Origin of the sequence: Streptomyces sp. NPDC048182 (assembly GCF_043202555.1) — a bacterium.
GTDB lineage: Bacteria > Actinomycetota > Actinomycetes > Streptomycetales > Streptomycetaceae > Streptomyces.
The window spans coordinates 171,889-188,947 of sequence record NZ_JBIDAQ010000015.1 but is presented as its reverse complement, the minus strand read 5'-3'; the positions used below and the strand labels follow the sequence as shown (position 1 = coordinate 188,947).

Genomic DNA, 17,059 nt, shown 5'->3' with positions numbered 1-17,059 from the left:
GGCGGGCCGACCGGGTGACACGGGGAAAGCCCCTACGACTCCGCCTTCTCCACGGTGTCCTCCCGTACCTCCTTCTCCAGCGCCGCCCGCACCAGCGCGGCGGCCAGCACCGCCGGTTCCGCCTTCCCCGCGAGCTTCAGGAGTTTGTCCGGGTCCTGCGGCAGGTCCAGGCGCTCCGCGCCCTGGAGGGCCTTGCGGTCCAGGTAGGGCGCCGCCTCGGTCCACACGGCCTGCGCCTCGCGCAGGAAGATGTCCGCGCCGGCGGGCCCCATGCCGGGGAACTCCTGCAACAGCTCCCGCAGCCGCGCGAGGTCCCCGTCGGCCTCCTCGCGCAGCCGGCGCAGGTCGCCGCCCCAGCGCTCGGTCAGCAGCTCGGCGCCGTCGCCGAGCTGGGTGGCGGTGCGCTCGTCGTAGCGCCGGTAGCCGCCCCGGCCGAGGGCGTCCACCCGCTGCTGCCAAGTGGCGTCGGCCATCCTGTGCGGGTCGCGCAGTCCGGCGTCGGACAGCTCGCGGGCGGCGGCCACGGCGATCGAGCTGCTGATGCGGGCGCTGAGCAGGTGGGCGAGGACCAGCAGCCGGTACAGCGGCTGCGGGGTGTCCTTGAGCGTGATGCCCGCCTCCTCGGCGTACGTCCGCCCGTGCTCGCCGACGAGCTCCTCGAGGACGCGTGCGTCGCGGTCCGCGGTCACGGCTTCAGGGTGTCGTGGCCGAGGGTCATCAGCCGGTGCCGCAGCCGCTCGTCCCGGGCCTCCGGCTCGTTCTCCGGATCGGCCTGCGAGGTCACCGTGTCCACCACCCGGCGCATCACGCGCAGGTCGTCGTCGGTCAGGTCGGTGCGGCGCTTCTGGAGGATGGCGAGGACGTGCTGCCCGGTGGGCGAGCCGGCCTCGTCGGGCAGCGGCTCCACCTGCTCCTCGGCGTCCCGGACCCGCAGCCAGGCGGCCAGCTCCGCGGAGGTCATGTTCACCACGCGGTGGAAGTCCTCCCACAGCGCGTCGAGTTCGAGGGCGTCGGCCATGAGGTCGCTCCATCTTCGGTGCTGCTCGGACGGGGCGCGGGTGCCCGTGCCCCAGCTGGGCAAACACCCGCCCCGGGCGGTCAGCCGGCGAGTGCGCCGTCCAGGAAGGCGGTGAGGTCGGCGAGCACCTCGGCGCGGTTCGTCTCCAGGAAGACCTCGTGCCGGGCGCCGGGATACACCCGCTCGGTGCGGACGCCGCCGAGCCGCTGCACGCCGGGCCGGCTGCCGGCGAGCGGCACAAGGCGGTCGTCGTCGCCGTGCAGCCACAGCAGCGGGAGCCGGCCCAGGTCGCCGCCGCGCGCGACGGCGTCCAGGGTGCGGACGAAGGACTCCAGGGTGGGCCGCTTCATCGGGCCGTGCCACACCAGCGGGTCCGCCGCGTACGCCGCGCCGACCGCCGGGTCACGGGAGAGGGCGGCCGGGCTGATCGGTGTGTCGGGGATCGCCTCCAGTGCGAGCAGCCGGCGCGGCAGCGCCCAGTCGCCGATCACCGGTCCCGACAGCACGAGGGCGCTCAGTTCACCGGCGTACCGCTGGGCGTGGCGGGCGGCGATCAGGCCGCCCATCGAGTGCCCGACCATGACCACCGGCAGCCCGGGGTGCGCGGCCCGGGTCAGTCCGGCGACGGCGTGCACGTCGGTGACCAGGTCCTCGAAGTCCTCGACCAGCGCCCGCTCGCCCTCGGAGCGGCCGTGCCCGGCGTGGTCGGGGCCGTACACCGCCGCGCCGTGCGCGGTCAGGGCGCCGGCGAGGCCCTCGTAGCGGCCGACGTGCTCGCCGTAGCCGTGCACCAGCAGGGCGACGTACCGGGGCCGTCCGGTGGTCCACTCGCGCGCGCTGATCCGTCCGCGGGTTCCGGCCAGGGCAAGCTCGCGGGTGTCGGGCACGGGTCCTCCGGCGGCGTCGGTGAAGGCGGTCGGGGGGATCTTCCCAGGGAGCCGGTCCGGGGTCTACAGTCCAAAACTAGCAGTGCTAATTAAGCGTGAGTGTCAATTGAGCGTGACGGTCAGGAGACCCCGTGCGTCCCGTCCACTTCGCCGCAGCCCGCCGCACCCCGATCGGCAAGCTGCGCGGCGCCCTGTCCACCGTGCGGCCCGACGACCTCGCCGCCGCCGTGATCCGGGGCGTCCTGGCCGACGTGCCGGCCCTCGACCCCGCCCGGATCGACGACGTCTACTGGGGCGCCGCCAACCAGGCGGGCGAGGACAACCGCAACGTCGCCCGGATGGCCGTGCTCCTGGCCGGCCTGCCCGAGACCGTGCCCGGCGCCACCGTCAACCGCCTGTGCGCCTCCGGCATGGAGGCCGTCACCGCCGCCGCGCGCACCGTCGCGGCCGGCGAGGCGGACGTGGTCCTGGCCGGCGGCTCGGAGTCCATGAGCCGCGCCCCCTTCGTGCTGCCCCGCCCCGACGAGGCGCTGCCGCACCGCATCGAGACCGTCGACACCCGGCTCGGCTGGCGCCTGGTCAACCCGGCGATGAAGGAGCTGCACGGCCTGCTCGCCATGGGTGAGACCGCCGAGGAGGTCGCCGCGCGGTACGGCGTCTCGCGCGAGCGGCAGGACGCCTTCGCCCTGCGCAGCCACCGCCTGGCCGCCGACGCACGCAAGAACGGCCACTTCGACGCCGAGCTGCTCCCCGTCGAGCGGCCCGACGGCGTCCTGGTGGACACCGACGAGTGCGTGCGCGAGGACACCTCGCCGGAGAAGCTGGCCCGCCTCAAGCCGGTCTTCCGCGCCGGCGGCACGGTCACCGCGGGCAACGCCTCCCCGATGAACGACGGCGCCGCGGGGCTCCTCCTGGTCAGCGAGGAGGCGCTGACCGAGTTCGGCCTCACCTCGCTCGGCCGCTACGTCGCCGGCGGCTCGGCCGGCGTCCACCCCGACGTGATGGGCATCGGGCCCGTCCCCGCCACCCGCAAGGTCCTCGCCCGGGCCGGCTGGCGGATCGGCGACCTCGGGGCGGCCGAGTTCAACGAGGCGTTCGCCGCCCAGGCCCTCGCCTGCGTCGACCAGCTCGGCATCGACCCGGAGCTGGTCAACCCCAGCGGCGGCGCCATCGCCCTCGGCCACCCCCTCGGCTGCTCGGGCGCCCGCATCCTCACCACCCTGCTCCACCGCATGCGGCGCACGGGGGCCGGGCGCGGGCTCGCCACGATGTGCGTCGGGGTGGGGCAAGGGAGCGCGGTGCTGGTCGAACGCCCCTGAGGCACAGGTCCACAGCATCGTAGAGCCGCCGCAGAACAGCCTTCGGGCCGCAGCAAGGAAGCAAGGAACGGAGCACCACCCCATGGCCACCCTGTCCGTCGCCGCCATCCTCGCCGAGAACGCCCGGCGCCGCCCCGACAAGGAGGCGCTGGTCGAGGGCGACCTGCGGATGACCTTCGCCGAGACGTGGCGCCGCGCCCGCGCCCGGGCCGGGGCGCTGACCGCGCTCGGCGTCCGGCCGGGGGACCGGGTCGCCCTGATGGCGCCGAACACCGCCGAGTTCCCCCTCGCGTACTACGCCGTCGCCGCGACCGGCGCGGTCGTCGTCCCCGTCCACCTGCTGCTCTCCCCGGCCGAGGTCGAGCACGTGCTGCGCGACAGCGGCGCGACCCTGCTGCTCTGCCACCCGGCGCAGGCCGAGACCGGCGCTGCGGCGGCGCGGGAGGCCGGCGTGCGGCTGGTCGCACTCGGCGACGAACTGGACAAGCTCGCCGCGGACGCCGAGCCGCTGCCCTCGTACGTCACCCGCGAAGCCGACGACCCGGCCGTCGTCTTCTACACCAGCGGCACCACCGGCGTCCCCAAGGGCGCCGTGCTCAGCCACCTCAACCTGGTGATGAACGCGACCGTCAACGCCTTCGACGCCAACGACATCCGCCCCGACGACATCGCGCTCGGCGCGCTGCCGCTCTTCCACGCCTTCGGCCAGACCGTCTCCCTGAACTCCACCTGGCGCGCCGGGGCCACCCTCGTGCTGCTGCCCCGCTTCGACGCCGCCCGGGCGATCGAGCTGATGGTGCGGGAGCGGGTCAACACCTTCCACGGCGTGCCCACCATGTTCGTCGCCCTCGCCGCCGCGGCAGCCGGCGCCGGGGAGCTGCCGTCCCTGCGGGTGTGCGTCTCCGGCGGCGCCTCGCTGCCCGTCGCCGTCCTGGAGCGCTTCGAGGCGGCCTTCGGCGCGGAGATCCACGAGGGGTACGGGCTGTCCGAGACCTCCCCGGCGGCGGCCGTGAACCAGCCGGTGTTCGGCACCCGGCCCGGCACCATCGGCCACCCGCTGTGGGGCGTCGACGTGGAGATCGCCCGCGCCGAGGCGGAGGACCGGATCGAGCTGCTGCCGCCCGGCGAGCTGGGCGAGGTCGTGGTCCGGGGCCACAACGTCTTCTCCGGCTACCTCGGCCGCCCCGAGGCCACAACCGAGGCGCTGGTCGACGGCTGGTTCCGCACCGGCGACCTGGGCACCAAGGACGACGAGGGGTTCCTGCGGATCGTCGACCGCAAGAAGGACATCGTGATCCGCGGCGGCTACAACGTCTACCCGCGCGAGGTCGAGGAGGTGCTGACCCGGCACCCCGGCATCGCCCAGGCAGCCGTCATCGGCCTGCCCGACGAGCTGCACGGCGAGGAGGTGTGCGCCGTGGTCGTGCCGGCCGAGGGCGCGCGGCTCGACCCCGCCGAGGTCGCCGCCTGGTCCAAGGAGCACCTGGGCAAGCACAAGTACCCGCGCCGGATCGAGATCACCGACGCGCTGCCGCTGGGGCCGAGCATGAAGGTGCTCAAGCGCGAGCTGCGGGTCAGGTACACCGCCGACTGAGCAGCGAAGACGCCCGTCTAGCATCGGTTCACGCCATGGACACGATGACACTGTGGGGCGTCGGCGGTTGGGGATTCGCCGCGCTCGCCCTCGCCGCCCTGCTTGTCGGCTTCTCCAAGACCGCGGTCAGCGGCGCCAACACGGTCAGCCTGGCGATCTTCGCCGCGGTGCTGCCGGCCCGCGCCTCCACCGGCATCCTGCTGCCGGTGCTGATCGCCGGCGACGTGCTGGCCGTCCTGACCTACCGGCGGCACGCGCACTGGCCCACACTGTGGCGGCTGTTCCCGGCGGTGGGGGCCGGGGTGGCGGTCGGCACGGTGTTCCTGCTGTGGGCGGACGACGCGGTGATGCGGACGTCGATCGGGGCGATCCTGCTGTTCATGGCGGGGGTGACGCTGTGGCGCCGGCGGCGCTCCCGGGAGGGCGAGGAGGAGACCGGGGACTCCGGTTCCGGGCGCGCCAAGGCCCGCTCCTACGGCGTCCTCGGCGGCTTCACCACCATGGTCGCCAACGCGGGCGGCCCGGTGATGTCGATGTACCTGCTCAGCGCGGGCTTCCGGAAGCTGGGCTTCCTCGGCACCTCCGCGTTCTTCTTCCTGATCGTCAACGTCGCCAAGCTGCCCTTCAGCGCCGGCCTCGGTCTGATCGACGGCCGGTCGCTGTTCCTGGACGCCGCGCTGGTGGTCTTCGTGGTGCCGGGCGCGCTGCTCGGCCGGTGGGCCGTGCGGTGGATCGACCAGGTGCTCTTCGAGCGGCTGGTGATCGCGGCGACCGTCGTCGGCGGCCTGCAACTGCTGCTGCGCTGAGCGGCTGGGGCGCCCCCGGTACGCCCGCTCAGCCCGCCGTGCTCCCGGCCGCACTGCCCACCGGCTGCCGCACCCGGGCCGGCAGCCCGTTGCCCAGGTCCTCCACCAGCAGCCGCTTGGCGATGGAGTCCACCGCGACGCGCAGCTCCGCGTCCGAGGGCCGGCCGACGTCCTGCTCCACCCGGTCCTCCAGCCAGGCCGCCCAGGCCCGCCCGATGACCAGCGCCTCCCGGGCGCCGGCCTCGGTGTGCGAGAGCAGCGAGCCGTGCCGGGTCAGGAACCCCTCGTCCACCATCCGGTCGAAGACCGGCAGCAGCACCTCGGGCGGCAGCCGGCGGCGGGCGGCGATCAGCCCGAGGCTGGCGTGGCCGACCAGGCGGGTGAACAGCTCCACCTGCATCACCGCCCACGCCCCGGCCACGTCGAGGCGGGTGTCGCTGTCCGCGACGATGCGCCGGGCCGTGTCCAGCTCCGTACTGCCGATGATCCGCCCGACCGCGGCCTCCACCGCCCGCTGCCGGTTGGCGTCCTGCGGGGAGCCGAAGCCGTCGCCGAGGTCGGTGGAGCCGCGCCGCGCGCTGTCGCGCAGCCGCACCTGCTTGAGGAACAGCGCGATGACGAAGCCCAGCGCGGCGACCGGCACGGTCCACAGGAACACCGTCTGGATGGTGTCCGCGTAGGCGCCGATCACCGGGGCCGCCGCCCGCGCGGGCAGCCGGTGCACGCCCTCCGGGTTGGTCGCCGCCCCGCTGATGACCGCCGGGTCCGCGGTGCCGGTGCGCGCCGCCGCGGCGATGCCGTCGCGCAGGTTGGGGCCGAGCGCGTTGGTGTAGATCGTGCCGAACACGGCGGTGCCGAAGGAGCTGCCCAGCGTACGGAAGAAGGTCACGCCGGAGGTGGCGGTGCCCAGGTCGGAGTAGTCCACCGTGTTCTGCACCGCGATGGTCAGCACCTGCATCGACAGGCCGATCCCGGTGCCGAGGACGAACATGTACAGCGACTCCAGGGCCGCGCCGGTGTCCGGCCCCATCAGGGACATCAGGTACAGCCCGAGGCCCATCACCAGCGTCCCCGCGATGGGGAAGAGCCGGTACCGCCCGGTGCGGCTGACCACGGTGCCGCTGAACACCGAGGCGATCAGCAGCCCGATCACCATCGGCAGCGTCCGCACGCCGGAGATCGTGGCGGAGTCGCCGTCGACGTACTGGAGGTAGGTCGGCAGGTAGGTGAGCGCGCCGAGCATCGCGAAGCCGACGATGAAGCTGAGCGCCGAGCAGACCCGGAACACCGGGTTCCTGAACAGCCGCATCGGCAGCATCGGTTCGGCCGCCCGGGTCTCCGCCCAGCAGAACGCCGCGAGCGCGATCACGCCCCCGGCGAACAGGCCGAGGATGACCGGGGAGCCCCACCCGTACTCGTTGCCGCCCCAACTCGTCGCGAGGATCAGCGCGCTGGCGCCGACCGCGACCAGGGCGATGCCCAGGTAGTCGATGGAGGGCCGGGTCGCCGCCTTCACCGACGGGATGGTGCGGGCGGCGGCGATGACGACGATCACCGCGATGGGCACGTTGACGTAGAAGGCCCACCGCCAGGACAGGTGGTCGGTGAACAGCCCGCCCAGCAGCGGCCCGACTACCGTGGCGACGCCGAACACCGCCCCGATCGCGCCCTGGTACTTGCCGCGCTCGCGCAGCGGGATCACGTCGGCGATCAGCGCCATGGCGGTGACCATCAGGCCGCCCGCGCCGATGCCCTGCATCGCCCGCCAGGCGATCAGCAGCGGCATGTCCGTGGCCAGGCCGCACAGGAAGGAGCCGGTGATGAAGACGATCGCCGACACCTGGAAGACCGTCTTGCGCCCGAACAGGTCGCCGAACTTGCCGACCAGCACCGTCGCCACGGTCTCCGCGAGCAGGTACGACGTCACCACCCACGACATGTGCGAGGCGCCGCCGAGATCGGACACGATGGTCGGCAGGGCGGTGCCCACGATGGTCTGGTCGAGCGCCGCGAGCAGCATCCCCAGCATGATCGTCACGAAGACGACGTTGCGCCGCCGCTTGTCGAGCACGGGTGGCTGGTCGGCGGTCCGCTGCGACTCCTCGGCGACTGTCACACGGTCACGATCACACCGGTGCACGGGGCACGCATGCGGGGGCGGTCCGGCCGGGTGCCCGGGCCGGAGCGGGGCTCAGCCGTCGCCCGGCCGGCGGCGCAGCAGATACGTGTCCATGATCCAGCCCTTGCGCTCCCGGGCCTCGGCCCGCAGCCGCTCGATGCGCGGCCCGGCCTCGGCGAGCGGCCCGGACACCAGGATCTCGTCCTCCGTGCCCAGGTAGGCACCCCAGTAGATGTCGATGTCCTGGTCGGCGTAGTGCCGGAACGCCTGTTGCGCGTCGAGCATCACCACGACGTCGTCGGCGTCGGCCGGGAAGCCCTCGGCGAGCCGTCGCCCGGTGGTGATCTGCACCGGCCGCCCGACCCGGTTCAGCCCGGTGCGGTGCCGTGCCACCAGCGTCGACACGCTGCTCACCCCCGGGATCACGTCGTACGCGAAGGCGACGGCGCCGCGCGCCAGCACCTCCTCCAGGACGCCCAGCGTGCTGTCGTACAGCGCCGGGTCGCCCCACACCAGGAACGCGCCGGTGCCGTCCTCGCCCAGCTCGTCGGCGACCAGCCGCTCGAAGAGGCCGGCGCGGGCGCTGCGCCAGTCCCCGACGGCCGGGGCGTACGCGGCACCCTCGGCGCGCCGGTCGCGCTCGGGGTCGCGCACGTCCACCACCCGGTAGGTGCCGTCCGCCAGGTGGGCGCGCAGCATCTCCCGGCGCAGCTCCACCAGCTCCCCGGTGGTCTCGCCCTTGTCCACGACGAAGAACACGTCCGTGTCCCGCATCGCCCGGACCGCCTGGAGGGTCAGCTGCTCGGGGTCGCCCGCGCCGATACCGATGACATGAATCTTCCGCACCCCGCCGAGTCTGCCCTACGGCGCCGACGCCGCGTCGTTCAGCCCCGCAGCCGGGGCGCCCTGGCCCCCGCGTCCACGGGCCGCCCGCCGTCCTCCACCTCCCGCGCCAGCTCCCCGGCCCACGCCGCGAGGTCGCCCAGGTCGATCCCGTACGGTCGCTCCCGCCCCCCGTCCTCCGAGGCCCACCCGGTCACCGCCCCGGCCCCGCGCCGCAGCAGCCGGGCACCGCCCCTGGCGTTGCCGCGCGCCGCGTGCGTGAGCCCGACGGCCAGCTGGGCCAGGCCCCGCCACAGCTCCCGCTCCTCGGCGGGCCCCGCCTTCCAGGCGTCCTCGAACACCTCGTGCGCGTGGAAGGGCTTGCCCGCGTCGAGCAGCCGCTGCGCCTCGGCGACGGTGTCCTCCGGGCGGCGCACGACGCCCTCCGGCTGCCGCTCCACGCCCGGCGCCCCGTACGGCAGCGGCCGCCCGAGCCCGTCCCGGGGCCGCGCGCTGCGCGCCCGCCCCTCCGCGTCGCGGTCCCGGCCCTGGTCGGTGGGTGTGGCGTCCATGCCCCCGATTGTCGCGCGTCCCTGTCCGCTTTCGGGTTGCCCGGGGGCGTGGGGTAGAGTTCTGCTCACGTGATCGCGCGGGCACACCGCGCGGAGGATCACCGGGACGTGGCGCAGCTTGGTAGCGCACTTGACTGGGGGTCAAGGGGTCGCAGGTTCAAATCCTGTCGTCCCGACTCGTGAGAGTCGCAGGGTCAGGGCCGGTTTCAGCGGAGTCTGAAGCCGGCCCTTCGCTGTCCGGAGGGCTCACCGCGACGCCGCTCGCAAGATGTCCTCGACGCCCCGCAGGAACGTCTCGCAGATCGGCGCGGGGTCGGAGAGGCAGCCGGCCGCCATGGCGCCGTCCCGGAGCATGACGAAGTGCCGGGCCGATGCGTCGGCGGGCGTGCAGCCGGCCTCGGCCAGCAAGTGCGTGGCCGTTTCGAGGAACCACCGTCGGTGTGCCAGTACGGCCTGGTGGACCGGGTGCGCCGGGTCGGGGAACTCCGCCGCGGCGTTCAGGAACGCACACCCGCGAAACCCCGCGGACCGAATCCCCTCGGCGATGCTCCGGCTCACGGCCCGCACCGTGTCGGCGGCCGGGAGGCCCATGTCCCTGATGGCCTCGACCTGGCCGCGCATACCGCGATCGGCCTGCTGGAGGTAGGAGAGGATCAACTCCTCCTTCCCCTTGAAATGCCGGTACAGGGTGGCGCGGGTGACCCCGGCCTGCGCGATGATCCGGTCCACCCCGACGGAGTGGATGCCCTCGGCGTAGAAGATCCGCGTGGCCGTGTCGAGCAGTCGCGCCCGTGCCGCGGATGTGCTCTCGCCCTTTGTGCTCGCGCTCATGGCGTGCAGCGTACCAGTGGGTGAGGGAGAACGTTCGGTCTTGACGTGCAGCGGGGAATGGGCTTGAGTCACTGCAAGACCGAACGTTCTATCCCTCGCACCCCGTGCTGGGGTGCTCGGGGCTCGTCCCGGCTCTCGAGCCGCTGAAAGGATCCTGATGGACACCATCGTCACCACTCCCGCTCCCACCACGGGCGAGGCGGTGGCTCTGCGCCGCCTCTACTTCCTGCGCTTCGCCTTCGCCGCCGTGTGGGCCGGGCTGCTCCTTGCCTCGGCCCGCACTCTCGGCCCTCTCGGCACGGCGCTGCTGGTGATCTACCCCCTGTTCGACGTGGCGTGCGCGATCGCCGACCTCAGGTCCGCCCGGGCCCGCGGCGGATCGGCGCGGGGTCTCGGCGCGAACATCGCGCTCAGTGCCGCCGCCACCGCCGGCCTGGCCGCCGCCACCGCCTCCGGTATCCCGGCCGTACTGCGTGTCTGGGGCGCCTGGGCCATCACCGCGGGGCTCGTCCAACTGATCGTCGGCGTCCTGCGCCGGGGCCTCGGCGGGCAGTGGCCGATGATCGTCAGCGGGGGCCTCTCCACGCTGGCCGGGGCCTCGTTCGTCGTGCAGGCCGGCAAGGGCGACGCCTCCCTCGGGAGCCTGGCCGGTTACGCCTTCCTCGGCGGTGTCTTCTTCCTCGTCTCCGCACTCCGACTGGGCCGGGGCGGCAAGGCAGGTTGATGCACCGCGACAGCGCAGTCCGCCTCCACGGCCCGGGCGAGCCCGATCAAGCCGTCCTCGGCCCGGCAGCGGTGAGGATCTCCGCCCCGTCGTCCGTGATGGCGATCGTGTGCTCGCTGTGGGCCGTGCGGCAGCCGGTCGCGCTGCGGAGCGTCCAGCCGTCGGCGTCGGTGACGAGGTCGGCGGTGTCCGCCATGACCCATGGTTCCAGGGCCAGCAGCAGGCCGGGGCGGAGCGTGTACCCCCGCCCCGGCCGGCCGGCGTTCGGGATGTGCGGGTCCTGGTGCATCGTCGATCCGATGCCGTGACCGCCGAACTCGGTGTTGATCCGGTACCCCGCGTCCCGCAGCACCGTGCCGATCGCGTGCGAGAGGTCGCCGACGCGGGCCCCGGGCCCGGCGGCGGCGATCCCCGCGGCCAGCGCGCGCTCGGTCACGTCGATGAGCGCCGTGCTCTCCGGGTCCCGGGCCGTCCCCACGACGAAGCTGATGGCGGCGTCCGCCGCGACGCCGCCCCGGGACACGGCCAGGTCCAGCGTCAGCAGGTCGCCGTCGGCGAGCGCGTAGTCGTACGGCCGGCCGTGCAGCACGGCGTCGTTGACGCCGGTGCAGATGTGGTGGCCGAACGGGCCGCGGCCGAAGGACGGCGCGTAGTCGACGTAGCAGGACTGCGCCCCAGCGTCGACGATCATCGCCCTGGTCCACCGGTCGATGTCCAGGAGGTTGGTGCCGACCGTGCTGCGGCCCTTCAGCGTCTGCAGGATGTCGGCGACGAGGGCGCCGGTGTCCCTCGCCCGGGTGAGCAGGGTGGGGTTCAGGATCTCGATCATGTGGCGCCTTCTCGCGTAGCCGATAACTATACCGGTCTAACTATACCGGTATGAGAATCGTGGGTCAGGTGGGCGGCCGCGGCGCGGCGACGGCGAGGGCTGCGGTGACCAGCTTGGCGACGGCTTCCGTCGTCGGTGGGTCGGGGGCGTGGTCGGTGTAGAGCAGGTGGGTGCCGCCGACCAGGGAGAGGGTGAGTGAGTCGAGGTCGGCGGCGTCCGTGATCCGGCCCCTCGTGCGCTCGTCGGCCAGATAGGCCGAGACCGCGGACGTGATCTCGGCGAGGATCGCGATGCCGCCTCCGGGCCTGGCCTGCCGCAGCCGTGCGCGCAGTTCGTCGCGGAAGGTGACGAGTGGGACGATCGCGACGGGGACCGGGCCGAACAGGCTGGTCAGCGCCTCGGTGAGGTTGCCGGCCACGGTGCCGGCGCCGGCCCGCTCGCGCAGCGCCCGGGCCCGCGTCCCGAGCCGTGCCGCCCGGTCGAGCACCAGCTCGGTGAGGAAGGCGTCGAAGTCGGCGAAGTGCCGGTGCAGGACGCCCTTGGAGCAGCCCGCCTCGTCGGTGACGGCCCTGCTGGTCAGCCCGTTCGGGCCGGACCGCAGCAGTACGCGTTCGGCGGCGTCGAACAGCTGCTGTCGTACGTCGCGAAGGTGGACCCCGGTCGGCAACCCGCCGCTCCTCTCGTGTGCCGGCCGCCCGCCGCCCCTGGGCTACCGTCGGAACAACCCGAGCCGGTGTCACCCCACCAGGCCCGGCGAACGGCCGAGTCCTTCGGTGCGGACGCGCGGCGCTACGACCGGGCCCGGCCGCCCTACCCCGAAGAGCTGGTGGCCCGAGTCGTCGCCGGGAGGCCGGGGGCCGAGGTCCTCGATGTCGGCTGCGGCACGGGAATCGCGGCCCGCCAGTTCCAGGCCGCCGGCTGTGCCGTGCTCGGCGTCGAGCCGGATGCGCGGATGGCCGACTTCGCGCGGGCCGGCGGGCTGCGGGTGGAGGTGGCGACCTTCGAGGGCTGGGAGCCGGCCGGGCGGGCATTCGACGTCGTGACCGCCGCCCAGTCGTGGCACTGGGTGGACCCGGCCGTCGGCGCCGCCAAGGCGGCCCGGGTGCTGCGGCCGGGCGGGCGTCTGGCGGTCTTCGGGCATGTCTTCGAGCCGCCCGCCGACGTGGCCGAGCCCTTCGCGGACGCCTGCCGCCGGGTGGCACCCGACTCCCCGTCCGGCGGCCGGCGTCCGCTGGAGACGTACCAGGCGGGGTACGCGCGGGTCGCCGACGCGATCCGGGAGACCGGGCGGTTCGGCGAACCGGAACGGTGGCGCTTCGACTGGGAGCGGTCCTACGCCCGCGACGAGTGGCTGGACCTGTTGCCCACCACCGGCGGCCTCACCCGGCTGGATCCCGGCCCACTGGCCGAGATCCTGGGCGCGGTCGGCGACGCCGTCGACGGGCTGGGGGGCCGCTTCACGATGCGCTACACCACCCTCGCGACCTCCGCCGTGCGGGACGCCCACTAGCCGCCCGCGGGCTCAGCGCAGGAAGGCCGGCGAGAGGGCGCCCCGGGTCATCCGGTGCGGGGCGCCCGTGCCGTCCGCCGGCACCGTCCACAGGTCGGCGCCGTAGTCCCCGGCCAGTTCGTAGGTGACCGTGCGGCCGTCCGGGGACCACACCGCCTGGTCGTCGACGCTGCGGGACTCGGCGAGCGGGCTCTCCCGCATCGTCGCCAGATCCAGGACGTACAGCCGCCACGGCGCGTCCGGGTCGGCACCCCGCACCCGCTTCTTGAACGCCAGCCGCCGCCCGTCCGGCGACAGCGAGGGGCACTCGACGTTGGGGCGCACCGTCGTCACCGTGCGCCGGGCGATGTCGCCGCGGACCAGGTAGGTGGCGCCCTTGGTGCCGAGCGTGGCGTAGAAGTGGGCGTCGTCGGCGAAGGTGACGCCCCAGAAGTTGACGTCCGCCGCGTGGTACGTCCGGCCGTCCTTGACGACGCGGTAGCTCTCCAGGCTCGGTGTGAGCGCGCCCGTGCGGGTGTCCAGGATGCCGGTGCGGGTGGAGAAGTCGGTCCCCGCGTAGCTGTCCCCGCCGACGAAGACGGTCCAGGCGACCATCCGGCCGCTGGGGGAGACCCGGTCCCGGGTGGGGATGCCGGGCACCGTGATCCGGCGCGTCTCGTGCAGCGCGGAGTCCAGGACCACCGCCCGGTACGTCTCGCCCAGCGCGTGGTGCTCCGACTGCAGGCAGATGCCCGTGCCGCCCGCCGCGTGGAAGCGCAGGCACTTCACCGGAGCCGAGGACGGAGCGGTGCGCACGGTGTCGGGGGAGCCGGCCGGGACCGAGGTCAGCTCGTCGCGGTGCGGGCCCCACGCGGTGTTGCGGAAGACGATCCGGGCCGGGCCGCCCCGCGCCAGCGACACCGTGCCCTCCCGCACCGGCGGACCGCCCTGCTGCGCCTGGTCCTTGCGGGCGGCCTGCTGCCGGCCGTGCCACAGGGCTGCGCCGGAGACGGCCGCCAGGACGACGACCGCGGCGAGCAGGACCAGGATCTTCTCGCGCGTCCTCACGAGCGCGCTCCCTTCTCGTACGTCTCCGGGCCCGCCACGGTCGTGTCGCGCGCCGGGCGGACTGCCGCCGCCGTTCCCGCCGCCACCGCCAGGGCCACGGTGAAGACGGCCAGCGCGTGCGGCCCGCCCCAGGCCGACCACGCCGCTCCGAACAGCAGCGAGCAGACGAACCGCGCCCCGGCCTGCCCCGTCTGCACCAGTGCCAGACCGCTGGTCAGCAGTCGGCCCGGCAGCGCCTGGGAGGCGGCGGCCATCAGCACCCCGTCGGTGGCCGCGTAGAAGGCGCCGTGCAGGCCGAGCACCGCGAACGGCAGCCACCCGGCGTCCGCGGACGACAGCAGCGCCCCGTACGCCGCGAGCAGCGCCACGTGCCCGCCGAGGAAGACCCGCCACCGGCCGACCCGGTCGGCGAGCCGCCCCAGCGGCACCGCGAGCAGCAGGAACCCCGCCGCCGTGCCCAGCGGCAGCAGCGCGAACCACCGGCCGGCCAGGTCGAGCCGGGTCTGGAGCAGCAGGAAGACGAAGGAGTCGCTGACCGTCGCCAGGCCCAGGAGCGCCGAGCACACGGCGAGGCGCCGTACCGCCGGGCGGCGCAGCAGCGCCAGCGCGGCGCGCAGCGTGGGCCGTTCGGCCGGGCCGGCCGGGGAGTCCTCCCGCGAGGACGAACGCCCCGGCACGAACAGCAGCAGCACCAGCACCCCGAGCACCGCCACGCAGCTGCTGAGGGTGAACACCGCGTGGTAGCCCTCCGGCGAGTACGCGAGCACCGCGAAGGCGACCAGCGGGCCCATCAGGGCGCCCGCGGTGTCCATCGCCCGGTGCACGCCGAACGCCCGTCCCCGGTCCGCCTCGGCGGACGCCAGGGAGATCATCGCGTCGCGCGGGGCGGTCCGCAGCCCCTTGCCGGTCCGGTCGGCGGCGAGCACCGCCCCGATCAGTGGCAGCGAGCCGGCGACGAGCAGCAGCGGCCGGCACAGCGCCGAGAGGCCGTACCCGGCGACGGCGACCGCCTTGTGCCCCACCCGGCGCCGGTCGGCGAGGTGGCCGCCGGCCAGCCGCACCACGGCGCTGAACCCGTTGTAGAGGCCGTCGAGCAGCCCGAACCCCAGCGGACTGAGCCCGAGCCCGGCCACCAGGTAGAGGGGCAGCACCGCCGTCACCATCTCGGACGACACGTCCGTGATCAGGCTGACGGTGCCGAGCGCCAGCACGGTCGGCGCCACGGCCCGACGCCGGCCGGGGACGGCCCGGCCGGCGGGGGCCGCGGACGGCGCGGGGGTGGCCCGTGAGTCCGCGACGTACATCAGCTCGCCCAGATCCCGGTGATGTCGGAGGCCGAGGCGGCGTTGCCGGCGTGCGCGGTGCCGTACATGTCCTCCAGGGTGCGCAGCAGGCTGTAGTGGCTGTACCTGGTGGCGGAGGAGCTGCCCGGCTTGACCGGCTGGCCGTACAGCACGGTCGCGATGCGGTTGCCGGCCAGGCGGTTGTCCTCGTCGAAGGTGACGGCGAGGACGCTGTTGTGGGTCTTCGCCCAGGTCGCGTAGGCGCCCAGCTTGTTCTTCAGCCAGGTGTCGCCGGTGGACACCGAGCAGTCGTGCATGTCGTTGCACAGGTCCGGGACGACGAACGACACCTTCGGCAGCTTGGTGTAGTCCGTCGGGAACTGGCCGAACGTGTACGCCGAGGAGGTCGGCACGTTGGAGAAGCCGAACCACGGGTTGTGCTTGCGGGCGTAGTCGCCGCTGGAGCAGGTGGTCGAGCCCTGGCTCGGCAGGTCCTCGTTGTACGAGGCCCAGCTCTTGCCGGCGGCGGCCAGCTCGGAGGCCAGGTTGGGCGCGGAGCTGAAGCCGGGGGTGTAGCAGCCGTCGTCCGTGACGCCCTGGGTCGAACCGGAGAACAGGGCGAAGTAGTTGGGCTGGCTCGGGTGGGTCTCGGCGTACATCGCGGTGAGGTTGGCGCCGCCAGCCTTCAGCGAATTGAGGTACGGCGCGCTGGAGCTGCCGATCACCTGGTCGTAGGCGTGGTTCTCCATCACGACGACCACGACGTGGTCGGGGGTGGGGACGGAGGCCGCGGCGCCGGCCTCGGGGGCGTTGCCGAGGCCGGTCCACAGCGCGGCGGCGGCCAGCCCGAGGGCGGCGGCCGCGGCACCGAGGGTGCGGCGGGAGCGGGACGTGGCTTCCACGGAGGGTCCTCCCTGGTGGGGTGTGCCGGATGGCGGCGCCACGGTAGGAGGCTCGGCTGATGACATGGCTGCATCAACAGCCGAGTCCGGTGAAGCGGAGGCGAACGTTACGGGTGCCCGCGACGGGTCTTCGTCACGGGCAGGCTGCCGCCGCAGAGGCGCAGGGTGCTCTCCAGGCACAGCGCCGCCGCCTCCCGCGCGGTGACCCGCCCGGCCGCCAGGTGGGCCGCGGCGGTGTGCTGCACGCCGATGACGGCGTCGGCCAGCCAGTCGGCGGGGAGGGCCGCGTCGAAGTCGCCCGAGCACTGGCCGCGCCGCACGAGGCGTTCGAGCCGCGGGGGCACCGCTGCGGAGAGGGCGTTGCGGCCCGGCTGCGGAGCCCCGGGCGCGGCCGGGTTCAGCACGAGCGGGTGACGGCCGAGGAAGTGCCAGCCGGCGTCGAGGAACCGGGCCAGTGCCTCGGCGGGCGGGGCGGTGTCCAGTCCGGCGGCGTCCAGCAGCGCGAGGTACTCGGCGGCGGCGGCCTCGACGAGGGCCCCCACCAGGGCGTCGCGCGAGGGGAAGTGGGCGTAGACGGTCTGGCGGGTGACGCCGGCCGCGGTGGCGACGTCCTCCATGCTCGCCTCCGGGCGCTCGCCCAGCACGACCCGGGCCGCGTCGAGGATCGCGCCGATGCTGCGCCGGGCGTCGGACCTGCGGCGGCGGGGCGGTGCGGCCCCTGAGGGCGAGTCGGGCATGACGAGAAGCATAGGCGTTCCGCGCAGAACATTGACAGAGTGTCAGAGATAGCCAATTC

General features: G+C 74.2%; 18 protein-coding genes and 1 tRNA gene. 6 read left to right on the top strand and 13 right to left on the bottom strand.

What is annotated here, in order from left to right; genetic code table 11:
- Positions 1-32 precede the first annotated feature (32 nt).
- From ACGFZL_RS26495 to ACGFZL_RS26485, 3 genes are all read right to left on the bottom strand, one after another.
- Positions 33-689, bottom strand: a complete 657-nt coding sequence (locus ACGFZL_RS26495) for an endonuclease (RefSeq protein ID WP_393695364.1) — start codon at positions 687-689, stop codon at positions 33-35.
- Positions 686-1,018, bottom strand: coding sequence for a DUF3140 domain-containing protein (locus ACGFZL_RS26490; RefSeq protein ID WP_355175892.1), 333 nt, complete (start codon positions 1,016-1,018; stop codon positions 686-688). The genes ACGFZL_RS26495 and ACGFZL_RS26490 overlap by 4 nt, the downstream gene beginning before the upstream one ends.
- Before the next feature lie 80 nt (positions 1,019-1,098).
- Positions 1,099-1,905, bottom strand: a complete 807-nt coding sequence (locus tag ACGFZL_RS26485) for an alpha/beta hydrolase (RefSeq protein WP_393695361.1) — start codon at positions 1,903-1,905, stop codon at positions 1,099-1,101.
- A gap of 131 nt (positions 1,906-2,036) precedes the next feature.
- Here ACGFZL_RS26485 and ACGFZL_RS26480 point away from each other — a divergent pair, with 131 nt between their 5' ends.
- From ACGFZL_RS26480 to ACGFZL_RS26470, 3 genes are all read left to right on the top strand, one after another.
- Complete coding sequence (locus tag ACGFZL_RS26480) at positions 2,037-3,224, top strand: thiolase family protein (protein ID WP_393695359.1); 1,188 nt, start codon at positions 2,037-2,039, stop codon at positions 3,222-3,224.
- Between the two features lie 82 nt (positions 3,225-3,306).
- Complete coding sequence (locus ACGFZL_RS26475) at positions 3,307-4,818, top strand: long-chain fatty acid--CoA ligase (RefSeq protein ID WP_393695357.1); 1,512 nt, start codon at positions 3,307-3,309, stop codon at positions 4,816-4,818.
- Between the two features lie 35 nt (positions 4,819-4,853).
- Entirely contained in the window at positions 4,854-5,624 is a 771-nt protein-coding gene (locus ACGFZL_RS26470) for a sulfite exporter TauE/SafE family protein (RefSeq protein WP_393695355.1), read from the top strand.
- A gap of 28 nt (positions 5,625-5,652) precedes the next feature.
- On the opposite strand, the gene ACGFZL_RS26465 is transcribed toward ACGFZL_RS26470, so the two are convergent.
- The 3 genes from ACGFZL_RS26465 to ACGFZL_RS26455 form a co-directional block, all read right to left on the bottom strand.
- Positions 5,653-7,740, bottom strand: a complete 2,088-nt coding sequence (locus ACGFZL_RS26465; RefSeq protein ID WP_393695353.1) for an MDR family MFS transporter — start codon at positions 7,738-7,740, stop codon at positions 5,653-5,655.
- Positions 7,741-7,815: 75 nt separating this feature from the next.
- The gene (gene cobF, locus ACGFZL_RS26460; RefSeq protein ID WP_393695351.1) at positions 7,816-8,589 is read right to left on the bottom strand and encodes a precorrin-6A synthase (deacetylating); all 774 of its coding nucleotides are present in this window, start codon (positions 8,587-8,589) and stop codon (positions 7,816-7,818) included.
- 38 nt (positions 8,590-8,627) lie between these two features.
- Complete coding sequence (locus tag ACGFZL_RS26455; protein WP_355175885.1) at positions 8,628-9,137, bottom strand: DUF309 domain-containing protein; 510 nt, start codon at positions 9,135-9,137, stop codon at positions 8,628-8,630.
- A 102-nt stretch (positions 9,138-9,239) separates the two neighbouring features.
- On the opposite strand from ACGFZL_RS26455, the gene ACGFZL_RS26450 reads away from it, so the two are divergent.
- Positions 9,240-9,313: transfer RNA gene (locus tag ACGFZL_RS26450), tRNA-Pro, on the top strand.
- 70 nt (positions 9,314-9,383) lie between these two features.
- Here ACGFZL_RS26450 and ACGFZL_RS26445 read toward each other — a convergent pair.
- Positions 9,384-9,968: a TetR/AcrR family transcriptional regulator gene (locus ACGFZL_RS26445; protein ID WP_393695348.1), complete on the bottom strand. Its 585-nt coding sequence runs from the start codon at positions 9,966-9,968 to the stop codon at positions 9,384-9,386.
- A 157-nt stretch (positions 9,969-10,125) separates the two neighbouring features.
- Between ACGFZL_RS26445 and ACGFZL_RS26440 the strand changes: the two genes are divergently transcribed.
- Positions 10,126-10,692 (top strand): hypothetical protein, encoded by a 567-nt coding sequence (locus ACGFZL_RS26440; RefSeq protein ID WP_393695346.1) that lies wholly within the window; start codon positions 10,126-10,128, stop codon positions 10,690-10,692.
- Positions 10,693-10,738: 46 nt separating this feature from the next.
- Here ACGFZL_RS26440 and map read toward each other — a convergent pair whose 3' ends face one another.
- Entirely contained in the window at positions 10,739-11,521 is a 783-nt protein-coding gene (gene map / locus ACGFZL_RS26435) for a type I methionyl aminopeptidase (RefSeq protein ID WP_393695344.1), read from the bottom strand.
- A gap of 64 nt (positions 11,522-11,585) precedes the next feature.
- Positions 11,586-12,188 carry a TetR/AcrR family transcriptional regulator gene (locus tag ACGFZL_RS26430; RefSeq protein WP_393695342.1) on the bottom strand — a complete coding sequence of 201 codons (603 nt, stop codon included), beginning with the start codon at positions 12,186-12,188 and terminating at the stop codon, positions 11,586-11,588.
- A 66-nt stretch (positions 12,189-12,254) separates the two neighbouring features.
- On the opposite strand from ACGFZL_RS26430, the gene ACGFZL_RS26425 reads away from it, so the two are divergent.
- Positions 12,255-13,031, top strand: a complete 777-nt coding sequence (locus ACGFZL_RS26425) for a class I SAM-dependent methyltransferase (RefSeq protein WP_393695340.1) — start codon at positions 12,255-12,257, stop codon at positions 13,029-13,031.
- A gap of 12 nt (positions 13,032-13,043) precedes the next feature.
- On the opposite strand, the gene ACGFZL_RS26420 is transcribed toward ACGFZL_RS26425, so the two are convergent.
- The 4 genes from ACGFZL_RS26420 to ACGFZL_RS26405 all read right to left on the bottom strand — a co-directional run bounded on the left by ACGFZL_RS26420 (position 13,044) and on the right by ACGFZL_RS26405 (position 17,000).
- On the bottom strand, positions 13,044-14,078 hold the full coding sequence (locus tag ACGFZL_RS26420; RefSeq protein ID WP_393695338.1) for a TolB-like translocation protein: 1,035 nt from the start codon (positions 14,076-14,078) through the stop codon (positions 13,044-13,046).
- Positions 14,075-15,382: an MFS transporter gene (locus ACGFZL_RS26415; RefSeq protein ID WP_393695336.1), complete on the bottom strand. Its 1,308-nt coding sequence runs from the start codon at positions 15,380-15,382 to the stop codon at positions 14,075-14,077. The genes ACGFZL_RS26420 and ACGFZL_RS26415 overlap by 4 nt, the downstream gene beginning before the upstream one ends.
- A complete protein-coding gene (locus tag ACGFZL_RS26410; RefSeq protein ID WP_393695334.1) occupies positions 15,382-16,263 on the bottom strand; it encodes an alkaline phosphatase family protein in 882 nt (293 codons plus the stop codon). The genes ACGFZL_RS26415 and ACGFZL_RS26410 overlap by 1 nt, the downstream gene beginning before the upstream one ends.
- A 107-nt stretch (positions 16,264-16,370) precedes the next feature.
- Positions 16,371-17,000, bottom strand: coding sequence for a TetR/AcrR family transcriptional regulator (locus tag ACGFZL_RS26405; RefSeq protein ID WP_393695332.1), 630 nt, complete (start codon positions 16,998-17,000; stop codon positions 16,371-16,373).
- Positions 17,001-17,059 lie beyond the last annotated feature (59 nt).